Consider the following 21,051-nt stretch of genomic DNA (forward strand, 5'->3'; position numbering starts at 1 on the left):
GGCAGTTGGCCCAAGCTTCCATCCAGGGAGTTGTTGGAATTTCAGTCGCCAAAGACGCGACGGCGGATGACTGGAACAGCTACCATCCGATGGAGGTCCTCTCGACGTTTGCGGATCGCGCGCAGCTTCGAGATAGAGGCCGGTTCCGGCCATTCTTTTTTGTACCGGAGAGTCGAAAATACGCCAGCATCAGCCGTCAGCTTCCACCGCCCACCCGCCCCCGCTTCGCTCCCAAAGAACCTTAGAGGGAAGCAGGTGCCGGAGCGAGGTGGAAGCCGAAGGCTTTTGCGGTCTTTTCCAAGTAGCGGAGTGTTTGCTGACGGTATTTTTCTTCGTAGCGGCGGACGCCTTCTTCCACATAGTTCAAGCCCTTGGTGAAGAGGTTGTAGTAGAGGACGGCCAGCTTGCGGGCAATGGCGACCATGGCGACGGGACTGCCCTTTCTCGCCTTGATACCGGCGGTAGGCTGCGCCCAAGGCCAGGTGTTTGCTTTTGGCGAGGCTTAGCACCGCTTCGCGAAAGATCTGCCCAGCGACGGTTTTCTTGCGGGCCAGGCGTTTGCGTCTCTTGCCGGATTGCGAACTGCCGGGCGACAACCCCAACCAAGAGGTAAAGTGCTTGGCCGTTTGCCATTTGCGCAAGTCGGTGCCGATCTCGGCGATCAATTTCATGAAGCCCAGCGGGCTGATGCCCGGCAACTGCGTGGCATCGCACCCGCCGGTCATGGTGATCAAGAACCGATGCAGCCCTTCGATCTGCGGCGCATTGTGCCGCACGACTTTGACCTTCTGCCCGGGGGCGGGCGTTTGCGGCGGCTGATCCTTGGTGATCCGCTGGAGCAACGCCTCGATCTGCCGATCGCAGGCCACCATCTGGCGCAAACAGAACTCGTAGCTCTCCAGCGCCTGACCCAAGGCAAAGAGATGATGCTCCTGCCAATGGCCCTGCAGGCTCTGGATGACCTCCGCCCGTTTGCGTTTGAGGATCTGGCAGTCGCACAGCGCGCTCAAGGCCACCGGGTCACGCTCTCCAGCCAGGATCGCCTTGATCACCCGCAACCCGCTGACCCCGTGCAATTGGCTCAAGACCACGTGCAGTCGCACGTTCATCAGGTCCAGCGCCCGCTGCATGTGCTGGATGTGCTCGGTGGCAATGCTCAGGTGATCCTCCCGCAAGCGATAGTAGCAGCGCAGTTGGCGGATCTCCTCCGAGGGGATGAAACAACTCACCAGCAGCCCATGGCTGTGCAGCATGGCATGCCACTGGCAGTCCTGCACATCGCTCTTGCGCCCCGGCATATTGCGGGCGTGCGCGCCATTAAAGACCGTCACCTCGATCCCCTTCTTCTCCAGCAAATCGTGCAGGGGAATCCAATAAACTCCCGTGGCCTCCATCGCCACTCGTCGGATTCCCCGCTGCACCAAGTGGTCTGCGGCCAGCTCGAGCTCCGCACTGAAAGTACCAAAGCTCCGGACCGCTTCCTCCCCACTGCAAGCAATGAAGATCTTTTCCTGGCCAATATCGATGGCCCCATAACCAGCAAGTATTCGTTGAATCATGAATCGTCAGCTATTGAAAATGCCGACGTGCCCTGCGGAGAAAAGGAAAGAGCAAAGCTCCCAAACGGGATCACCCCAAAGCCCCAGCTTTGAACCTGAGGCCAGTGGTGTCACCAAACAAACAATCTCACGCGCAGGAACCAGTCTCAGGAACGGGCAGCTTGCACCAAGCTAAGGCCGGCCACTTCGCACGCCAACCCCGCGAATCTACACCGGTTCTTGCGTCAGCAAACAATCTCGCGCAGCGGTTTGGGGTCTCAGGATGACAGGTTTTTTTGGGGGCGCTTCGCGCTTCTTTGCCGTACGCCCTCTGCGAATCCAAAATCACCGCGGCGTAAGCTCCTTCAACAACTCACCCGCCTTCGCACCGCGCGCCGCGCCCCAGAGCCCATTCTTCTCCGGCGCCAGGCCGAAGACCGTATCTTGAGCGATGATCTTCCCATCATCCACGGCGAGTAGGTGAAAACCGAGCATGGTCACATGCTGTAGATCGAGCGTCGCATCCTTGCCCACGCGCGCTTCCGCGGGTGCCACATCGCGACGAATGAAGACGTTGTCCAGAGTCAGCGAAAGCTTCCCCGTATTCGGCTCAGCCGTGTAAACGGAAGCCACGGTGTGGGCATGCGAGAGAACCACGCCGTTGTGAATGGCGTGGCGATTGGCACCGAAGAAGAGCAGGTCGACACCGAGGATGCCATCGATGTAGACGTGATCGTATTCGGTGATGCTATCGCCAGTGTCCGCGATGCCCGTGGAGTTACCGATGGAAACGAGCCCATCGACCTTGTACTGGCAATCGTCATGGGCGCTGATGCCGTCGTCGCCGCATTCGAAAGCGCCAATGTGCTCGAAGAGCACATCGCGGCACTTGCCGTGAATGTTGTAGCCGTCGTTGTAGACGTGGGTGGCGTTGATGTTGCGAATGGTGATCCAACTGTTATCACCGCTGATGGCCACACCGGCGGAACGGATCGGCGCCGCGATGTGTGCGTCAGCCAGCTTCTGGCCGGGAGGCAGCTTGACGAAAAATGCACCATGGATTTGCCCATTCGGTCCGTTCTGCGCCGGATCCTTGATGAACGACCACTCGCCGGGTTGCAGGTCCGCGGGCTTTTTGAAATCGGGGCGCAGGCCTTTCGAAGTGCGGCCCATGTGGTTCATCTTGCCGTCCCACAGAAAGAACCAGCGCTGGATGACCGCGTCGTCGAGACGTAGCAGGTTGTCGTTGTGGAAGAGTCCCGGGGAGACTTCCTTCCAGTCATCCGGGTTGAGCGCGTCCGCGCCGTCGAGCATCGCACCGTGGCCATCGAGCGTGATCGGTTTGCCCGCTTCGCCGGCGCGATTGTGGAAGATCGCCGATTCCTTGTAGTTGGCCTTGGCGAGGTTCACCGTATCGCCCGGTTTCGCGGCCTTGATGGCGCGGGCGATCGTCTTCATCGGACCGTTGGCCCCCTCGGGCTTGGCGGCAAGGCCATTGGCGTGATCGTCGCCGACCGCGGGATCGACGTAGTATTCCGTGGCGTGCAGCGACAGGGCGGAGGCAAACAGGGCGGCAAGAAACAGGCGGGGCATGCCTCGATGACCTTCGAGCCCGCAATTTCTTATGGGGTGAGTCCGCGAAGCAAAGTGTGCACTTCGCCGACGATCCGCTCCTCGGTGGTCGGAGCCCACGGCCCGGGCAGACTGCCAAATTTCATGGAATCGCCTGCCTCGTAGCCGCCCTCCTCGAGCACGCGCCGGCTCGGGATGTAACCCATCACGTCGTTGCAGTAACCGGCGATCCACACTGGCGGCCCGGCTAGTTCGCGTTTCAAGCGCAGCGAATAGTCCACGACCGTCTCTCCGGCGAGGCCGACGAAGGTGAGCCCATCGCCAAAGCGCAACACTTGCACCGGATACGGGTAGTGCGTGGGCAGCGCCTGACCGGCGTCGAGTTGCTGGAGCAAGCGTTGTGCGTGGCCCACGGTATATTTGTCCTTGGACTTCGTCTGCGCGTCCAATTCAGCCCGCGTCGGTACCGCGGCGAAGTCGATATCGACGTCCGCGAACTTCTCCCGCAATGGACCGTGGACGGGTTGTGTAGTCGCGGTTAGCGCCGCCTCGACAGATGTGGCCAACGATTGCCCATGCATCTTCGCCAGTTCGAGTTTGCTCCGCGGATATGGATTTTGATCACCACCGCAGCCCTGCATGAAAAGGGCGATTGCCCCCGGATGTGCCTCCTCGATATCCGCCTCGGCGAAGCCGGCGTAATCGCCGCACCATTGGTAAAAGCCGAGCGTGGTATTGTGACAGGCGTAGCCGAAAAGAACGGCGCGGATGTTGCCGTCCACATCGGTGATGCGTAGGACGGGCACGGCCTGATCGACCGGGCCTTCGGGATTGGGTGAGTTGGCGTATCCGCCATTGAGGGGCAGCCGGCGATTCATGGAGAACCCGCAACGTGCGTGGTGATAGCTCACGTTTGCCGGAGCGAGATGGGTGAGCGCCTCGCCGATAATTTGAAACAACGTGTCTTCCAGAAATTTACCGTACGCTTCCGCCTGCGCCGCGGCGGCACTGTTGAATTCCGCGAAGATACCCGGCTTACTATCGACACGATACTCCGGCCCGCAATGGGTATGGGAGGCATTCAGGAGCAGCCCTTCCGGTGGCAGGTGATACGCCTCGGTCAGCCGCTTTTCCAAATGGGTGTGCAACGTGCGCGGCACGCCGATGAGGTCCAGCGTGACGAAGACGAAGCGCGTGCCCTGCTTGTCTTCGAGGGCCAGCGCCTTGGCGAAGAGATCGGAAGCGGTGCCTTCGGCGGGTTTGGTGCGCCCCGCGTAGCCGGCCATGGCCATCGGTTCCTTGGGCGTAATGACTGCTTTCGTCGCGGCCGCTTTCCATTCGGTGTCCACGGCGTAGAGAGGAATCGCCGCGAGGGTCAGAAAAAGAAGGATGAGTTTCATGAGGGGAAAAGAAGGTTCGTTACGGTGGTTAAGGTTCCTTGATCTCGAATGTCTTCCGCCAGCCGCTCCACATCTCCAGCCTGCGCAACACCGCCATGTTCGCCGCTTCGAATGCCGAAGCGTGCTCGGCTCGATAGCGATCGAGGGTTTGTTTTGTTTCCGCGAGAGCGGCTTTCAAAGCGGGGTCTTTCGGGCTGGCCTGCAGCGCGTGATAGGCGGTCAGGGTCTTCATGCACAGCTCCGCATGCGTCAGCCAGGTGGCCAGAAATTCCACGCGCTTGGTAACCTCCTCGGAACCGGCAGCGGCCCGTGCGGCCTCTTCCAGGAGTCGGTGGCCCTCCGCGAACGCTTCCGGGGTAAAGATGACGTCACCTTCCCGGCTCATCGCGGCCCAGCCTCCTTTGTGGGTCGCCAAAAACTCGGCATTCATCTTCCGGGTCACTTGTTCCCAATGGGCGAAATAGGCTCGGACCTGATTCGCGGCCGGACCGAAGCTCGAATAGAACTCGTCCAAAATCGCATCGATCTTCATCTCCGGTTGTTCTTGCAAGCGTCCGAGCAGGTAGAGATTCGGGCTCTGCGTTCCCCACATGCCGGTCAAGGAATCAAAATCCGTCGCCACCATCCCGTGCGCCCGGGCATACTGGAATTCTTCCCCGAACTCCCGGGAGAAAATGTACGGCATGCAATAACCCCCGAGGAAATAGTTGGGCCGCAGGAAGAGGCGCGCCCCCGTTTTGGCCCAGCCATCCCAAAGTTTCCTGAAGGCCTCCCGGTCCTTTTCCTCCAGGGGAAAATAGTACGGCGGCACGATGCCGACGATGATGTGATCGTTTAACTGGACGCCTTCCGGCGGCTCGCTGTAGCCCGCATAGGCCAGCCCAAAAACCGTCGCTTCCGGATCGTGTTTGCGGCCTTCTGCCTGGAGAGCGAGCCAGAATCGGGCGTAGCGGTTGGAGAGCGAAACCGAGCTCCCGCTGACATCCCACGCACGGCACTGGGCACAGTTGCAAGGCGGATCCATGGCGGTTTTGTCGTTCTCGCAACCATTGATCCAGGGGCGGGGAGGAAGGTTGTGCCGATCCTTGAGCCAGTTGGAGATGGATGAGCCGGTGCAGGTCGGGATTCGACACACACATTTGCACGAGGTGTCCGTCGTTCACCGGCTCGCGTTTACCGTCCGGGCGCAGGGCAAAATACTCCGGATGCTCCTTGCCGTACTTCTCCCAGTATTTTTCAAACGCATGAGGATAGTCAAAGTTCACGCCGCGAGCGATCCGGTGGCGCCGGAGCCACACGTTGGTCTCCTGCATGTAGCGATCGCCCACCGTAGCGTTCATGTCGGCGAACCCAAACCCAATGCGGAGCCGCGTGTGCAGAAAAGCAGGAAGCACCGTCCGTTCGCTGCTGGGTCCACTGGAGAGATCCTGCGTGTGAGTCACCACCGTCCCGGAATCGCCCGGCCAGAGCCAGCGCGCGCCTACATGGCTTTCCAACCAGTCGTAGACCGCAAATAGCGACCCCATCGAAGTCGCGTCGTCACGCGGTGGGATTCCCGGTCCGTCGTTGCCGGCTAGAAAAATGGCATCCTTCGTCGTGCAGACCCGAAAAGCGTTTGCCGCCAGGTCTTTCACTTCGATGTCGGCTTTTCCGGTGGCCGCGCAGGGCCCGACATAAATGCGCCCCGTTGCGTCGGCGGCCTGCCTCTCCGGGACAATGGCCAGGCGCGCGCCAGTAGCGAGGGCGATGTGTGTTTGCAGTTCCTGAGCTGCATACTGCGCCACTGGAGACGCGTTATCCGGCTGCACGATCACTGCGCGGGGTTCCCCATTCACCACGATATCCATGGCGTGGAGGGTGAACGTCGCGAGGACGAAACTGAGGAGGACGAATTTCACAACGGCCGGGGGGTAGTAATTAGTATTCAGTGGTCAGTAATCAGTTCAGCACCGCGGCTACTAATCACTGATCACTGATTACTGATTACTGATTACTGATTACTGATTACTGATTACTGATTACTGATTACTGATCACAGAGTGACTACTTGGTCGCCGCATCGAGCGGTTCGCGGATCTGGACACGCTTATCACCGAGGTTGAGTAGCGCGGCGATGCTCTTCGCATACTGCCATGGTGTGCCGTCATTGGTGTAGAGCGCGAGGGTGGAGCGCTCGGCCGCCATGGCCGCAGCTTGCGGCAGATCGAGATGACGCAGGACGTTCAGGTAGATCGGTCCGTCGTGTTGCGAAGCGGGCAGGGCGTGCAGGTCGAGACGCTTGACGTCGGGGATGAACAGCGAGGCGTAGAGCGCATTTGCCGCCATGGTCTTTTCGGCTTGGATCCACAGCGGGGTCTTTTCAAAACCGCGCACCGAACGCAGCGCCGCAGCGGCGCGGGTGATGTCCCAGACACGCCCGCTGTCCAGCGATTCGCCGAGCAGGAGCAGGCGGCGGCGCAATTGCGTTTGCTTGACCGGCGACAAATTTGTGATGCTGGTCGGGCCGTAACCGCGAGGGCAGAAATAGGCCATCGCCCACTTTGTGCCTTTCAGCATCTTTTGCTCCTCGGCGAAGGCTGCGGCGTCGGGCTTCGCGCCGGGAAATTGATCGCCGAAAGCCGTGGCGGCCAGATTGCGAAACTCTTCCCAGCCGCTGTCGTCCAAGGCGTTCAGAACGATGAGATCGAGGTCCCATGGTTTCGTATCCGACCGATGGAGCAGGTAGAGCGTCAGCGGGATGTCCTCTTCGCTTTTGAAATCGACCTTGGTCAGGGTGAGGCCTTCGAGGACAAAACTGTCCGTGCGGATGTCAGGTGCCTTCGTGTTGTTCGGCCATGCGCGGAAGGATTCCTGACGCAGCGCCTGCATCCAGCTGTCGCGCAACTGCGGCCATTCCGCCGCCGTGGGCGGCTCGCTCTTTGCGGTGAAAGCGGGGGCGAAAGATTGGTCGATCGTCGTGACCTTCTCGTCCTTCGGGATCTCCGTGAAGACCTTGAGCTCATGCGGCTTGAACGCTGGGCGGGCGGGTTCGTCGATGAGGTCATCCAGCTTGCCACCCTTGAGAAAGCGGTTGATCCAATTGAAGGCGCCGAAGTTGAGCTGCTGTGTGTCCTTGTGTGGTCCTTCGGCAATGTGAATCCCAATGTTCGCTTCGTGACCGAGCTTGCGATAGAGTGCGCGGGTGTCGTTGTAGATTTCGACCACGCCATCGAGCGGAAAAATCCCATCCTTGTCCGTATTGGCGATGAGCAGGCCACGCGGCGCGACGAGCGCGGCCACGCGATCGAAATTCCAGCGCTCCGTGTTCACCATGAACATGCAATCGCAGTGGCCCTCGATCGCGCCGTCGAGAATGTGATTCTTCAGCGTGGTGATGCCAGCCGTCGGCACCGCGACCTTGATGCGTTCATCGAGCGCCGCGATGTACCACGAATACGCGCCGCCGCCCGAGCGGCCAGTCAGGCCGAATTTGGTGCGATCCACTTCGGGGCGCGTTTCGAGATAATCGAGCGCGCGGATGCCATTCCACGCTTCCACGCCGGCGGGCGTGTAGCCGCGCTCGGCCCACCACCAGCGGCCTTTATTGTAAGTACCGTGATGCTCGCCGTGGATTTCGCCGAGTTCGATCGTATCGATGATCAGGCACACATAGCCATGCCGCGCGAACCACACACCGTGGTGTTGATAGCCGGTCTTGTTGCCCATGCTCACGCCGTCCTCGGTGACATTGGCGTGGCCGCAGACGTAGAGGATCGTCGGCAGCGGCTGGGTGACTTCCTTCGGCCGATACAAGTCGCCGGTGACATACAGGCCGGGCAGGGATTGGAACTGCAGTTTCTCCACCACGAACCCGTCGCCTTGCACCGTGCCGGTGATCACCGGATGCAAATCGTCGCGGGCCGGCCAGGGATCGAGCCCGAGCATCCGCTGGAGTTGCTGGCGCATCTCGGTCTTTTTGGCCGGCCAATTTTCCGGGGTGATGTCCTTCTGCCAATCGGTGCTCGAGAGCTCTGCCACGCGGCGCGCGCAGTATTGATCAAACGGCGCCGGGAGGAATTCGCGCGGCTCGTGTTTGGGCGTCTGCGCGGGGAGCGCCGTGGTCAAAGCAAGGAGGGCGAGGGCGGCGAGGAAGAACTTGGGGAGGAACATGATCTGGGACGTTTTAGGCCGGGGATACGTGGGAGATGAGAAACATCGAATATGACATCTTAGGCTAAGAAATTTCAGAAACGACGATTTTCACGCTTGCACGGATTGGGGCCAAAGCTTCAATAGCCGCGCTGTTTCCTAGAAAGCACCCCATGAACAAAATTTTCTTTGCCGCCTTGATCTGCGCGTGCCCGCTGCTCGCGCGCGCTGGTGTGAAAGCGGGATTTGCCGAGCGCGACATTACCCCCGAGCTGGGAATGGAAGTGCCCGGTGGCTACGGCAAGGCGTTTGCCAAAAAGATCCACGACCCGTGCAAGGTGCGCGCGTGCGTGTTTGACGATGGCCAGCATCGCGTAGCCATGGTGGGGCTCGACGCGCTGGGCGAACCGCGTGCGCTGGTACTCGAGGCGCGGGCGAAGATTGCCGAACGTTGTGGCATCCAGCCGGATTCGGTGTTGATCAATTCGTCGCATTCGCATTCGTCGGGACCGTTGGTCATGATCCAGCCGGGCGATTTCGACCAGGCATCGGAGCTGGTGAAAGACCTCGCCTATAACAAGTCGTCCAATGCGAATCCCGCCTACATCGCCAGGGTGCGCGATGCCATTGTCGACGCGGTGGTAGCGGCGAATGACGCGCGCGCCGAAGGGACGCTGAGCTTCGGCGTGGGACACGAGCCGACGGTGGCCTTCAACCGCCGCATCCGCATGAAGAATGGGCTGAGTTATTCGCACCCCGGCAAGGGTAATCCGGATAACGTGGATTTCGCGGGGCCGGTCGATCCGGAAGTCGGCGTCATCGGCTACTGGAGTCCGGAAGGAAAGCTGCTCGGGTGTGTGGTCAATTTTGCCTGCCACGGGACGGCGAGCGGTCCATGGGTGAGTGCCAACTGGATCTATTATATGGAGAAGGCGATCCAGGGCTTCTATGGAACCGACGCGAAAGTCGTCTTTCTGCAAGGCGCATGCGGCGACGTGACGCAGGTCAATAATCTCGACCCGCACGCCAATCCCGACGGCGATGCCTGGTCGCAACTGGTTGGCGGTCGGGTGGGCGCCGAGGCGGTAAAAGTGCTCGTTGGCATGTCGCAAACGCGAATCGCCGATGTGCCCGTCGCCGCCCTGCAAAAGACCTGGCAGATCACCCGCCGCGTGCCGGCTCCGGAGCGGGTGAAAGCCGCGCTCGAACTGGCGCCGAAAGATCCGAAGACTGCCGGCCCCGATTGGGTGTGGGCGAAGGAAACCGTGCTGCTCGATGCGATGATTGCGAAGAGTCCGAAAGTGGAAGTCGAAGTGCAGGCGATCCAGGTTGGGCCAGTGGTATGCATCTCCGATCCCGCGGAATACTTCTGCCAGTATGGTCTCGAATTGAAGAAGGGGAGCGGATTCCCGATGACCTTCCCCTGCGAGTTGGCGAATGGCGATGTCGGTTACGTCCCCACGTTGGAATCGTTTGGCCCGCACGGGGGCGGTTACGAGACGCGGCTGAGTAGCTACAGCAATCTCGACATCACCGCCGGCGATCAGTTCCGCGACGCCGGTCTGGAACTCGCCCATAAATTGAAGCCAGCACCGTTGCCGGAAGTGCCGATGGCACCCCCGTTCAAAGGCTCGGGATGGCTCTACGGAAATCAACCCCCACAACTAAAATGAAAACCATTATGAACCGTCGAGGCGCCGAGATGCCGAGAAATTCGCGCCCCATCCTTTCTGGTCCTCTGCGTCTCTGCGTCTCTGCGTTTTTCCTTTCGGCTGTTTCGCTCTTCGCCAACGACACGGCGAATTCTCCAGCGGACGAACTCAAGACCTTCAAGGTCGAGGCACCGTTGAAGGTCGAGCTCGTCGCCGCCGAGCCGCAAGTCGAGTCGCCCTGTGCGATGGCCTTCGACGACCAGGGCCGTATTTATGTCGCGGAGAATCGCGGCTATCCGCACACGGACGAGCCCCCGCAGGGGCGCATCGTCATGCTCGAATCCACCCATCATGATGGGCACTACGACAAGAGCACGGTGTTCGCCGATGGCCTGACCTATCCGAACGGCGTGATGCCGTGGAAAGGCGGCCTCATCGTGACCTCGGCGCCGGACGTCTATTTCCTGAAAGACACCAAGGGCACCGGCCACGCCGATGAGAAGAAGGTGTTGCTCACCGGTTTCGATTACGCGAAGAGCACGCAGTTGCGCGTCAATTGTCCCACGCTGCGCCCCGACGGCTGGATCTATTTTGCTGCGGGACTGGTCGGCGGGACGATCACCTCGCCGGAGCATCCCGAAAAGCCGGCGGTGAAAATGACCGGCGACTTGCGGTGGAATCCGCAGACCGGCGACATCGAGACGCTCGATGGCCGTTCGCAATATGGCATTTCCTTCGACGCGCTGGGGCGTCGATTCATCTGCATGAATCGGTTGCCGGTCCAGCATGTGGTCATCGAGTCGCGCTGGTTGCGGCGGAATCCGCACCTGTCCTTTGCCGAGACCGTGCAGGACTGCAACGAGCGCACGGTGAAGACTGGCCTGCGCGGCGGCGGTGACGGCGTGCGCGTGTGGCCGATCAGTCACAACATCACCACCGCGGATTCGCATGCCGGTTCATTTACCGCGGCCTGCAGCGTGCGAATCTGGCCCGGGGGCGCATTGGCGATGATGTATGATGGCTGCGCCTTTTCCTGCGAACCGACGGGCAATCTGGTGCACGTGGACCGGCTCGTGCCGCATGGTGCGACCTTCATTGGCGAGCCACTGCTCGATAAACGCGAGGTGTTCGCCTCGAGCGACGATTGGTGCCGGCCGGTCTTCCTCACCCGCGGCCCCGATGGCGCGCTCTACATCTGCGATATGTATCGCAAGATCATCGAGCATCCGGATTATCTTCCCGCGGAAATTCGCAAGCACAGCGACTTCGACGCGGGCAAGACCTTGGGGCGCATCTGGCGCATCACCTCCGCGGATGCCAGTGGACGCAAAGCGAAAGCGCCGGTCGCGTCGCCGGAGCAAAGTCTCGAGCGCGAGGATGTGGATAAGGTGCCGATCGATCAATTGCTCGCCGGCGCGAAGAATCCCAGCGCGCGTGTTCGGTTCCGTGCCGCTCTGGGTCTCGGCAGCTCCCAGGATCCCCGGGCAGTCGCCGCCCTGACTCATGTGGCCTTGGCGGAAGCGGATGACAAATGGACGCGAGCCGCGGTGCTCAGCGGCGTCGGTGGCCGCGAGCGCGAATTTGCCGCCGAACTTTTCAAGGAGGCCAAGGAAGAACCCGGCGTTTCGGATTTGATGGAAGGACTGGGAATGCTCTTTGGCCGGGCGGCGCTCGCCGAGAAGCGCGACGCCCTGGCGAAAGAATCTCTGCCGCTGAATGACAAAACGCCCGCGGTGTTGCGGATCGCTTTTCTCGCCGGCGTGGCGGATGGCGCGAATGCCCACATCGGCGACAACGCGTCACCCTCGCTTTCGGCGGCGATCGCCGATTCCGCCAAGCTCGCGCAGCAACACGATGCCGCGATCGAGAGCCGCGAGCGCGCCATTGGTCTGCTCAAGCATGCAGATTGGCAAACCGCTGGTCCGGCGTTGCTGGCGGTGATCATGAGCAAGGAACCCACGGAATTGCGGACCGCAGCCATCCGGGCGGCGGCGAGCTTCGATGGGACCGATGTCACGAATGCTCTGCTTTCTGCGAAACACTGGGCGGCCATCGCTCCCATGGAACGCGAGACCACGCTGGCTGCGTTGCTGGCCAAGCCGGCGCACATCCCACGAGTGCTGGATGCGATCGAATCCGGCGCCCTGCCGAAGAATGCGCTCAGCGCTGTTCAACGCACGGCTCTTTCCAAGAGCAAGGATGCCGCAGTGCGCGATCGCGTGACCAAGCTGCTCGGCGCCGCCGCCGATGGCGACCGCATGAAAGCTTACGAAGCGGAAAAGGTTGTGCTGACCCTGACGCCGAATCCCAAGCACGGCGGCGAAATTTTCAAGAACATCTGCTCGACCTGCCACCGTCTCAATCAAGAGGGACATCAAGTGGGGCCCGATCTGCTCGACATTCGCAGCCAGCCAAAGGAGTCGATTCTCCTGCACATCGTCGTGCCCGATTACGAAATCGCACCCGGCTTCGCCGCGAGCAACGTCGAGCTCAAAGATGGCAGCCTGCGCCTGGGGATCGTGATCTCCGACACGGCGGAGTCCGTCACCTTGCGCGAACCGGCTCGCCGTGGAAGGAAAACATTCTGCGCTCCAACATCACCTCGATCACCGCCAGCGAGCATTCGCTCATGCCGCCCGGCCTGGAGGCCGCCATGAGCAAGCAGGACATGGCCGACCTGCTCTCCTTCCTCAAGGGCGAGAACTAATAACCACGGAACCGCCTCAAGGGAATGGCCACGAAAAAGCACAAAATGCGCAAAAGGGAGTATGCGGCATCGCTTCCCTTTTTTGTGTTTTTTGTGCCTCTTTGTGGCCAACCCTCCACTTACCCACACCCTTCAAATGAACAAAAAATATAAAGTCGCCATCATCGGTTATGGTTGGGCTGCCACTGCTCACATCGCCGCGATCAATGCCACCACCAACGCTGAAGTGTGCGCAATCTGGTCGTCGCGAACGCTCGATTCCGAGGAATTGAGCCGGAAGCACGGGAGCAAGATCACGGCTTACACCGATCTCCAGAAGATGCTGACCAGCCCGGAAGTGCAGATCGTGGATATCACGAGCTATCCCAATCAACACGCGGAGCAATTCATCGCCGCGGTGCGTGCGGGCAAGCATGTAATCATCGAGAAGCCGCTGGCCATCGAGTGGAGTGAGATCCTTGCCATGAAAAAGGCCGCGGACGAGAGCGGGGCGAAGGTGTGCGTGTGCTTCGAGTGCCGCTGGTCCTCGCAGTTTCTCGCCACCAAGGCGGTGCTCGATGCCGGACTCATCGGCTCGGTCCACTATGGCGAGGTCGATTACTATCACGGCATCGGACCGTGGTATGGGCAGTATCGCTGGAACACGAAGCGTGAGCTGGGCGGCAGCGCGCTCCTTACGGCAGGTTGCCACGCGCTTGATGCGCTGCTGCTCTGCATCGGCGGGGATGTCGAGGAAGTCACCAGTTACAGCGCACAAAGCCAGAACGCGGTCTTCAAGCCCTACGAATATGCGACCACGAGCACGACGCTGCTGAGGTTTGCCAATGGCGCGGTCGGGAAGAGCGCGGCGGTGGTCGATTGCCTCCAGCCTTATTACTTCCACTCCCATCTCGTGGGCAGCGAAGGCTCGATCCTCGACAACAAATTCCACAGCCAGAAGCTCAATGGCCTGAACCGCCATGCGTGGTCGCAGCTTTCCATGCAGATGCTCGACAGCGGCGATGTGGATGATCATCCGTATCAGTCCCAATTCCAGGCCTTCTTCGACGCGCTGGAGCAGGGCAAGGACATGCCGCTGACCAGCTTCGCCGATGGCTTTGCCACGCACCGGGTCATTGCCGCCGCGGATCAGTCCGCCGCGGAAAAGCGCCCGGTGAAGATCAGCGAAATACCTGTCGCCTAAAGGCTGCAGCCTCGCGCACTCTGCGGACATGCCCTCGGCCCTCGCTATCGCCGCGCACCCGGATGACATCGAATTTGTCATGGCGGGAACGCTCCTGCTGCTCAAAGAAGCTGGCTGGCAGATTCATTATTTGAATCTGACCGACGGTGACATGGGCAGCACTGTCATGAATGCCACCCAGACCGCGCGGACGCGGCGGAAGGAGGCGCAGGCCGCGACCAAGCTGATGGGCGCGAAATGGCATGCCCCATTCTGCCCGGACCTCGGCGTTTTCTACACGGAGAAGAACATTCGCCGTCTCTGCGCTGTCGTGCGCCAGGTGAAACCCACCGTGGTGTTGACCCACGCGCTGGCGGATTACATGGAGGATCACATGATCACCGGTCGTCTTGCGGTGACGGCGACTTTTGCGCGGGGCATTCCGAATTACCGCTCGAACCCGCAGCGCCCAACGACGCTCGAGCCCTGCGTGATCTATCACGCCATGCCGCACGGACAGTGCACGCCGTTGCGCGTGCCGGTGAAGCCGGAGATCTACGTCGATACTTCCAGCGTGCATGCGCAGAAGCGCGCGGCGCTGGCCTGTCATATTTCGCAGAAACAGTGGCTCGATGACACCCAGGGGATGGATAGCTATCTCATCACGATGGATACATTTTCCCAGCGACTCGGGAAGCAGACGCGCAAGTTCGCGCAGGCCGAAGGCTGGACGCGCCATCTGCATTTCGGTTTCGGCGCCGAGGAGGATGATCCACTCCGCGACGTGCTCGCCAAAAAATATCTCCGCAATTCCCAATATCCATGAACCTCCGTACCTCCAGCATCAGCCCCGATTGGTGGGACTACACTTGCCTGCCGCTCGACATCGTCGAAGAAGTCGCCCGCCTTACGCTGCGCGATGTGGAAAAGCTTTCGCGGCCGGGATTCAAGGTCGTCTTCTACGACACGCTCGAGGATTTCTATCTCGCCGAGGCGCTGGAATACATCAGCGCCTGGAAGCAAAGTACGGATGACAATCCGGTGGGCATTTGCGGTCCCATCGGGCCGACCGAACAGCTTCCGCTGGTCGCGCGATTGGTGACCGAACTTGGGCTCGACGTGCGCAGCGGGCATTTCTGGGGGATGGATGAATGGTTCGACGCCGCGACGGGCAAGGAGGTGCCGGTTTCGCACCCGCTGTCGTTTGAAAAGGCGGATCGCGAAATGTGTTTCAATCGCATTCCGAAAAAGCAGCGCATGCCCGATGCGAACCTGCACTTCCCGAAGGCGGACACGACGGCTTTTCGCAAGACGTGGGATGCGGGTGCGCGTTGTGCGGTGATCCAAGGTGGCCAGGGCGACGTGAAGCACTGGGCCTTCAACGATCCGCTGCAGCGCAACGGTAAATACAAGTCGGCGCCGCCGACGCCGGAGGAGTATCGCAAGCTGGCCACGCGGGTGGTCGATTTGCATCCGTTGACCATCGCGCAAAATGCCCGCACCAGCGGTGGCGGCAACATCTCGATGGTCCCGACCCAGGCGATCACCGTGGGCCCAGTGGAAACGTGGAAGGCGGAGAAGGTCTCGATCTGGCAGGCCGGCACGCACGACAATCCTTTTGGCCAGCGGCTCACAGCTTATCTCATTTCCAAGCGCCTGCCGACATCCTGCGTGCCGATGTCGCTGCTCGCCGATCACCCCAACGTGCAGTTTAACTATTACCGTGGCGGCCTCGGCACTTGCGCGGTGGAGATGCACTAGGAACTCGCACCGTTAAGCTGGATGAGGATCGGGTTCGGTGAATTCTCCAAATGGGACTTCCACGCCTGCAGCGTGGAGACGATGCCCCTTGGTGGCTCGCAATCGGCGGCGTGCTATCTCACTCAAGCGCTCGCGCGACAAGGGCATGACGTCTTCCTGCTGAACAGCACGTCGACGCCGGGTTCGTACGGCAACGTGACTTGCCTGTCGTTGCCAAAAACATCGCAGAAGGAGCTGCGCGACCTGGGGTTGGATGCGTTCGTCTGTCTGCCAGGCGCGGGCTTTGGCAAGCGCCTTCGCGAGGTGCTGGGTGACAAAACGAAGCTGGTGCTGTGGACGCAGCATCGCATCAACCAACCCGCCGTGGAGGCCCTTGCCGATGTCAATGAGAGCGGAAGCTATGATGCGTTTGCCTTTGTCAGTGAATGGCAGCGTGAGGAATTCCGGCTGGGATTCGGCTTGCCGGGGGCGCGGACACACGTCTTGAGAAATGGTGCTGCGCCGGCATTCGTAGAACTGTTTCCGGAGGATCAGTCGATCCTGCCGCAGAAGTCGATGCCGCCCGTGCTTGCTTACACGAGCACGCCGTTTCGTGGATTGGATCTGCTGATTGAGGCATTCCCATCGATTCGCGCCCAAGTGCCGGAGGTGCGATTGCGCGTCTTTTCCAGCATGTCGGTTTACCAGGTGGCAGCCGCCGAGGAGCAGGCGGAATTTGGTGCACTCTATGAGCGGTGCCGACAAACGGCCGGTGTCGAATATGTCGGCTCGATGGCGCAACCAGCGCTCGCTCGCGAAATGCGTTCCGCGGCGATGCTGGCCTATCCGAACACGTTTCCCGAAACCTCCTGCATCGCTGCCCTGGAGGCCATGGCCAGCGGTTGTCGCGTTGTCACGAGTGGGCTCGGTGCTTTGCCCGAAACGACTGCGGGTCTTGCGCAGTTGATTCCCCCGCGCCAGGAGCGCGGCGCATATCTTCAACAATTCGTGGAACGCACGGTCGCCTCGCTGAGCGAGATGCAGACGAACCCGGCCGCGACGGAAGAAACGTTGCGCCAGCAGGTGCATTACATTCGCGAGAATGCGACCTGGGACGTGCGTGCGCGGGAATGGGGAAGCTGGTTGGAGCGGCTCGGCGGTGGAGCGGTTTAGATCGGCAGGTATTACGACTTCGAGAGCGCGAGCTTCGGACGCTTGCGTGCTAGTAGTGCGGCGCTGCTGCGCCGCTTTTTGAGAATTCGCTTCCGAAGCACCGAAGCTCCCCCACCTACGAAATTGTTTTCTCCCCGCGGTCATTCTGAGCGAAGTGCCCCGGTGGAAGGTGGCGGGGCACGCAGTCGAAGAACCCCGTCGAATAACCGGCGAGCATCTCTGGTAAAGCGACGGGGTTTGCCCCACAGTCCCATAGGCGTCTCGCAAGCTCCGCTTTCGACTGCGTTCCAGTCGTTACACTCCCTCCACTTCGCTCAGGATGACACCGAGGAGAAAACGTCTTTCCGGCCTCGATGACCAGTCCCCGAAGCGGCACGGCAGCTCCGCACTAAAACGCTGCCGCGTTACGCCTCGCGCAGCGCAACTCATAGCGGGTCCTAAAACTTCAACTGCTTGTGCAGGAACTCGAAGGTGCCGACGCCATGAATGGTGTGTGGCCCATCGAACCACTCGATCTCCGTGCGGTCGCCGACGCCGAGTTTGTCGTAGCCGCGCTTCACCTTGGCGAATTCGTAGCCGACCCACTCGTCGAGGCCGACACCGTCATTGTGTCCGCGCTCGACCATGAAGGGGCGCGGTGCGATGAGCATGGCCATCTCGGCGTAGTTGGCGTTGTTGGCCAGGTTCCATTCGGGCATTTCGTACTCCGGTGAGACCATGTACGTGCCACGATAGGTGAGGCTCACATTTTTGCGGATCCACTCGTTGAATCGCCGGACAGATCGAGAGACAATAGCGATCGAGCATCGCGGGCACGCGCATCGCGGTCTTTCCTCCGTAGCTCAGGCCGTAGAAGGCGATGCGCTGTGGATCGACGAACGGCAGGTTGGCCAGCCACTGCGTGGTGACGTCGTGCTGGGCGATGATGAAAGAGAAGAGCGAGAGCCCGAGTGGGTTGGCACGGCGCTGCAGGACGCGGAATTTGTCCTGTCCGCGATACGGATTGTGCGGCGCATAGGTGATGAAACCTTGCTCGGCGAGTTGAGTGGCGAAGCCTTTGTAGAAATGATAGTTCGGCCCCTTGGGGTCCGGATTCACCGCATCTTCCGGGAGGCCTTCGAGTCCGTGCTGGCAGACGACCACGGGGCGCCGCTCACCGGGCTTGAGGTCCTTCGGCACAAGCAGCCAGCCCCAGGCATAGACATCGGGGTAGACATCGAGCATCACCTCATAGGCGCGCACTTTGTCGGTCTCATAAAGCAGGCGGGTGCGCGGATTGGGCGGAAGAAATGGCGCGTCGATCTTGCCGATCGAACCGCGTGAGACGCGCTCATAAAGCGCGTGCCGGGCGGTGTCCCATTCCGGACCGGGCTTCACTTTGGACCACACATCCGCATCGCGCTGGATCTCGATAGGGGCGACCAGACTTTGTGTGAAGCTTTCCAGTTCCTTCACCGTACGCTTCTGGCGAGCGTCGATGAAATCGGCAGTCGGCGCAGGGAAGCTGGACACCGGCGTGCTTGGCGGAGGAGGGGGAGAGGAACTGCTCAAGGTTGCGGCGAGATAGGACCAGGCGTCCGGACCCGATGCGCCGCAAACCTTGATCTCCGGCGTGCCCAGGGAATGCAAAATGGCATTGGCTCGCGTGCTTTCTGCGGTGACCTCGTCGTTGGAGAATGCCGTAATCGCGCCCGGCGCCGCCCCTTTCCGTTGGCCGGTTGCGGGTGGCGGTCCGCTGACCGTTGGAGTGCCGTTGGGATCGACGAAAAGAGGATGCGGTGCGGCTAGGGCGGCCAATTCCGCGTTCCCAAAATTGCGGAGCAGGGCGAAGACGTTGCGATAAATCGGCTCGGAGTAGAGACGGTCGTGCGGTCCGAAATATCCGGCGACGGTCGCCGCCTGAATGCGCGGATCGAGCGCGGCGGAAACCAGCGCCACCAAACCGCCTTCGCCGCTTCCGGCCACGCCGAGGTGCTCGGCGGCGGTGGCATAAGGAGATCCGGGCGCGCGCAAGGCGTCGATGGCCGCGAAGACTTTCTGCGCTTCGTAACCGATGAGCGTGCGGCCCAATTCAAAGGCCTGCCGGTAAATCCACTCGCGATGGGGCTGATTCGTCACCCGCTGCAACACTTCGCTGCCGGACCAATTGTCGCGGCGATCCACGAGCGTCGGCGCCAGCACGAGCCAGCCCTGCGCGGTCAACGCCGCGGCGTGGGGCGCACGCTCGGGAATTTCATCCGCATCGGGCAAAATGATGATGACGCCACGCGGCGTTCCGGCGGGACGAAAGAGCACGCCTTCGCCGTGCACGCCTGGAAAAACCGGCCAGCAAACGTGAATCGCGCTCGGGGCGTTGTGGTCTTCCGCAGAACTCACGCCCGCGGTCCGAATTTCTTCGATCAATCCGGATTCGCGTTTATCGACGATTCCCAAAATTTGCCGCAATTCCTCGCGGCGGGCGTTGGCGAAGTCGTCCCAGTGCGCGCGATCACCCGCAGCCTTTCCCCAGGTGCGCGCCCGCTCTTCGGCAGTGTGAGTGGTTTCTCGATCCAGCCAATGATCGATGCCTTCGACCATCCTGGCGGAAAGATCGCCAGTGGCTTCGAGCGGTTGCGTGCCGGGGAGGGGATCGGCCTGCGATATTGAACCGAGGAGGACGGCGAAAAGCGAAGCGAGGGCGAGCGTTTTCATGTGGTGATTTTCCAGCGGGCCTGGCGCAGGACGGCGTAGGGGGATTCTTTGAGATGTTCGTACCAGACGGTGAGCAGCGACCCGTCGTCGAACTCAACGGTGCTGGGATAGCCAAGATCGCCGGAAGGACCGTCACCGTAGATGATGAGCGGCTCGGACCAGGTGCGGCCGGCGTCGGTGCTCACCCGCGCCTGATTGCCGAGCGGCGCGCGGCGATGACCGTAGGTCATGAGCAGGCGGCCATCGTGCAGGCGATTGAGGAATGAAGGCAGGCCCCACACGCCAATGGAATGCGGCTCGCTCCAGGTCTTGCCGCCGTCGGTGGATTCCGTCTGCAACGTCTCGCCGTGGCCGTTTTTGTTTTCGTTGCGGATATGGACGAGAAGGCGTCCCTCGCCGGCTTCGACCGCGTGCAATTCGTGATACTGCGCCACCGAATCTCCTGCTCGGGCCGGAATCTCGGCGAGCCATTGCCAAGCCGTGCCATCGTCGTTCGAGACGCACACGCCGACTCGCTTTTCTGGCGTCCAGAGTTGCTTGCCGGCGTAGAGCAGGCGGCCATCCGAGAGTTGAATGGGGCCGTGCGGACTATTCACGATCGTGGGATAGCGCGCCGACCAGGTGATGCCGCCGTCGTTTGAGCGGATCATCCATTCGCCGAGATTGGCTTTGCGCTCCTCGGCATTGAACCGGGTATAGGCGAGTTGCCAGGCCCGCAGGCGTTCCTCGGGCCATGCTCCGGGCTGACCCTGCTTCTTCTCCGCATCGAGCAGCAGACGCTCGTAGGCCAGCGAAGTGAAGGTGGTGGCCAGCAGCGTGCCCTTGGCCGTTTCGAGAATGCCGGCGTCGCGATCGTCACTCGGGCTGTCGAGGATCACTTGCGGCCAGTGCCAGGTCGCGCCCTGATCACGCGAGACCATCATTTCCACGCGGCCGAAAGGACAGATATGGCCCTGGCGTCCGCCGGAAACGACAAGCGCGAGGTCGCCGTTGCGACGACGCGTCACCGTTGGCCAGCCGTGGTAATATTGCGGCTGCAGGCTGATCGTTCGCACGTCCTCGACCACGGCGCGCGGCGCGGCGGATTGTGCGCGGACGTGGGCGCCCAGCACGGCGGCGGTAGTGGCGAGCCCTGCTCCATGGATGAAGCGACGGCGTGAGGTGACGATGGAAAAGTTGGGGGGAACCATGGTTGCCATTTATGGTAAATTATTGCCTTATGTGGCAAGAAACGATGAAGTCATTCTTTTGGGGATTGGCTCTGCTTTTCCTCCCGATTTCATAACCT

Annotated in this window: 14 protein-coding genes and 1 pseudogene; 6 read left to right on the forward strand and 9 right to left on the reverse strand. The window is 61.0% G+C overall.

The genetic code is table 11. The annotated features are described in order from the left end of the window. Positions 1-41 precede the first annotated feature (41 nt). From CFE428DRAFT_RS20495 to CFE428DRAFT_RS20520, 6 genes and pseudogenes are all read right to left on the reverse strand, one after another. A complete protein-coding gene (locus tag CFE428DRAFT_RS20495) occupies positions 42-1,559 on the reverse strand; it encodes an IS110 family RNA-guided transposase (RefSeq protein ID WP_006981552.1) in 1,518 nt (505 codons plus the stop codon). A gap of 324 nt (positions 1,560-1,883) precedes the next feature. Next, positions 1,884-3,131, reverse strand: coding sequence for a hypothetical protein (locus tag CFE428DRAFT_RS20500; protein WP_006981553.1), 1,248 nt, complete (start codon positions 3,129-3,131; stop codon positions 1,884-1,886). A 29-nt stretch (positions 3,132-3,160) separates the two neighbouring features. Continuing rightward, positions 3,161-4,510, reverse strand: a complete 1,350-nt coding sequence (locus CFE428DRAFT_RS20505) for a neutral/alkaline non-lysosomal ceramidase N-terminal domain-containing protein (RefSeq protein ID WP_006981554.1) — start codon at positions 4,508-4,510, stop codon at positions 3,161-3,163. Between the two features lie 28 nt (positions 4,511-4,538). Next, a complete protein-coding gene (locus tag CFE428DRAFT_RS20510; RefSeq protein WP_006981555.1) occupies positions 4,539-5,534 on the reverse strand; it encodes a DUF4838 domain-containing protein in 996 nt (331 codons plus the stop codon). A gap of 79 nt (positions 5,535-5,613) precedes the next feature. Continuing rightward, positions 5,614-6,357, reverse strand: a pseudogene (locus CFE428DRAFT_RS41245) (DUF4838 domain-containing protein); the annotation flags it as partial. Between the two features lie 196 nt (positions 6,358-6,553). Further along, positions 6,554-8,659: an alpha/beta hydrolase family protein gene (locus tag CFE428DRAFT_RS20520; RefSeq protein WP_006981556.1), complete on the reverse strand. Its 2,106-nt coding sequence runs from the start codon at positions 8,657-8,659 to the stop codon at positions 6,554-6,556. 152 nt (positions 8,660-8,811) lie between these two features. On the opposite strand from CFE428DRAFT_RS20520, the gene CFE428DRAFT_RS20525 reads away from it, so the two are divergent. From CFE428DRAFT_RS20525 to CFE428DRAFT_RS20550, 6 genes are all read left to right on the forward strand, one after another. Then, positions 8,812-10,311 (forward strand): hypothetical protein, encoded by a 1,500-nt coding sequence (locus tag CFE428DRAFT_RS20525; RefSeq protein ID WP_006981557.1) that lies wholly within the window; start codon positions 8,812-8,814, stop codon positions 10,309-10,311. Then, complete coding sequence (locus CFE428DRAFT_RS20530) at positions 10,308-12,947, forward strand: PVC-type heme-binding CxxCH protein (RefSeq protein ID WP_006981558.1); 2,640 nt, start codon at positions 10,308-10,310, stop codon at positions 12,945-12,947. The genes CFE428DRAFT_RS20525 and CFE428DRAFT_RS20530 overlap by 4 nt, the downstream gene beginning before the upstream one ends. Before the next feature lie 186 nt (positions 12,948-13,133). Further along, positions 13,134-14,180: a Gfo/Idh/MocA family protein gene (locus CFE428DRAFT_RS20535; protein ID WP_042725436.1), complete on the forward strand. Its 1,047-nt coding sequence runs from the start codon at positions 13,134-13,136 to the stop codon at positions 14,178-14,180. Positions 14,181-14,208: 28 nt separating this feature from the next. Then, positions 14,209-14,985 (forward strand): PIG-L deacetylase family protein, encoded by a 777-nt coding sequence (locus CFE428DRAFT_RS20540; RefSeq protein WP_006981560.1) that lies wholly within the window; start codon positions 14,209-14,211, stop codon positions 14,983-14,985. Then, a complete protein-coding gene (locus tag CFE428DRAFT_RS20545; protein WP_006981561.1) occupies positions 14,982-15,920 on the forward strand; it encodes a sugar phosphate isomerase family in 939 nt (312 codons plus the stop codon). The genes CFE428DRAFT_RS20540 and CFE428DRAFT_RS20545 overlap by 4 nt, the downstream gene beginning before the upstream one ends. Positions 15,921-15,941: 21 nt before the next feature. Next, positions 15,942-17,072, forward strand: a complete 1,131-nt coding sequence (locus tag CFE428DRAFT_RS20550) for a glycosyltransferase family 4 protein (protein WP_006981562.1) — start codon at positions 15,942-15,944, stop codon at positions 17,070-17,072. A 437-nt stretch (positions 17,073-17,509) separates the two neighbouring features. On the opposite strand, the gene CFE428DRAFT_RS34095 is transcribed toward CFE428DRAFT_RS20550, so the two are convergent. From CFE428DRAFT_RS34095 to CFE428DRAFT_RS20560, 3 genes are read right to left on the reverse strand one after another with little or no spacing between them, the layout of a single operon-like run. Then, a complete protein-coding gene (locus CFE428DRAFT_RS34095) occupies positions 17,510-17,722 on the reverse strand; it encodes a hypothetical protein (RefSeq protein ID WP_162145294.1) in 213 nt (70 codons plus the stop codon). Then, complete coding sequence (locus tag CFE428DRAFT_RS20555; RefSeq protein WP_006981564.1) at positions 17,676-19,763, reverse strand: hypothetical protein; 2,088 nt, start codon at positions 19,761-19,763, stop codon at positions 17,676-17,678. Before CFE428DRAFT_RS20555 ends, CFE428DRAFT_RS34095 begins: the two co-directional genes overlap by 47 nt. Further along, on the reverse strand, positions 19,760-20,953 hold the full coding sequence (locus CFE428DRAFT_RS20560; protein WP_006981565.1) for a sialidase family protein: 1,194 nt from the start codon (positions 20,951-20,953) through the stop codon (positions 19,760-19,762). Before CFE428DRAFT_RS20560 ends, CFE428DRAFT_RS20555 begins: the two co-directional genes overlap by 4 nt. Positions 20,954-21,051: the final 98 nt, after the last annotated feature.

It is taken from the genome of Chthoniobacter flavus Ellin428, from assembly GCF_000173075.1.
GTDB classification, from domain to species: Bacteria; Verrucomicrobiota; Verrucomicrobiia; order Chthoniobacterales; family Chthoniobacteraceae; genus Chthoniobacter; species Chthoniobacter flavus.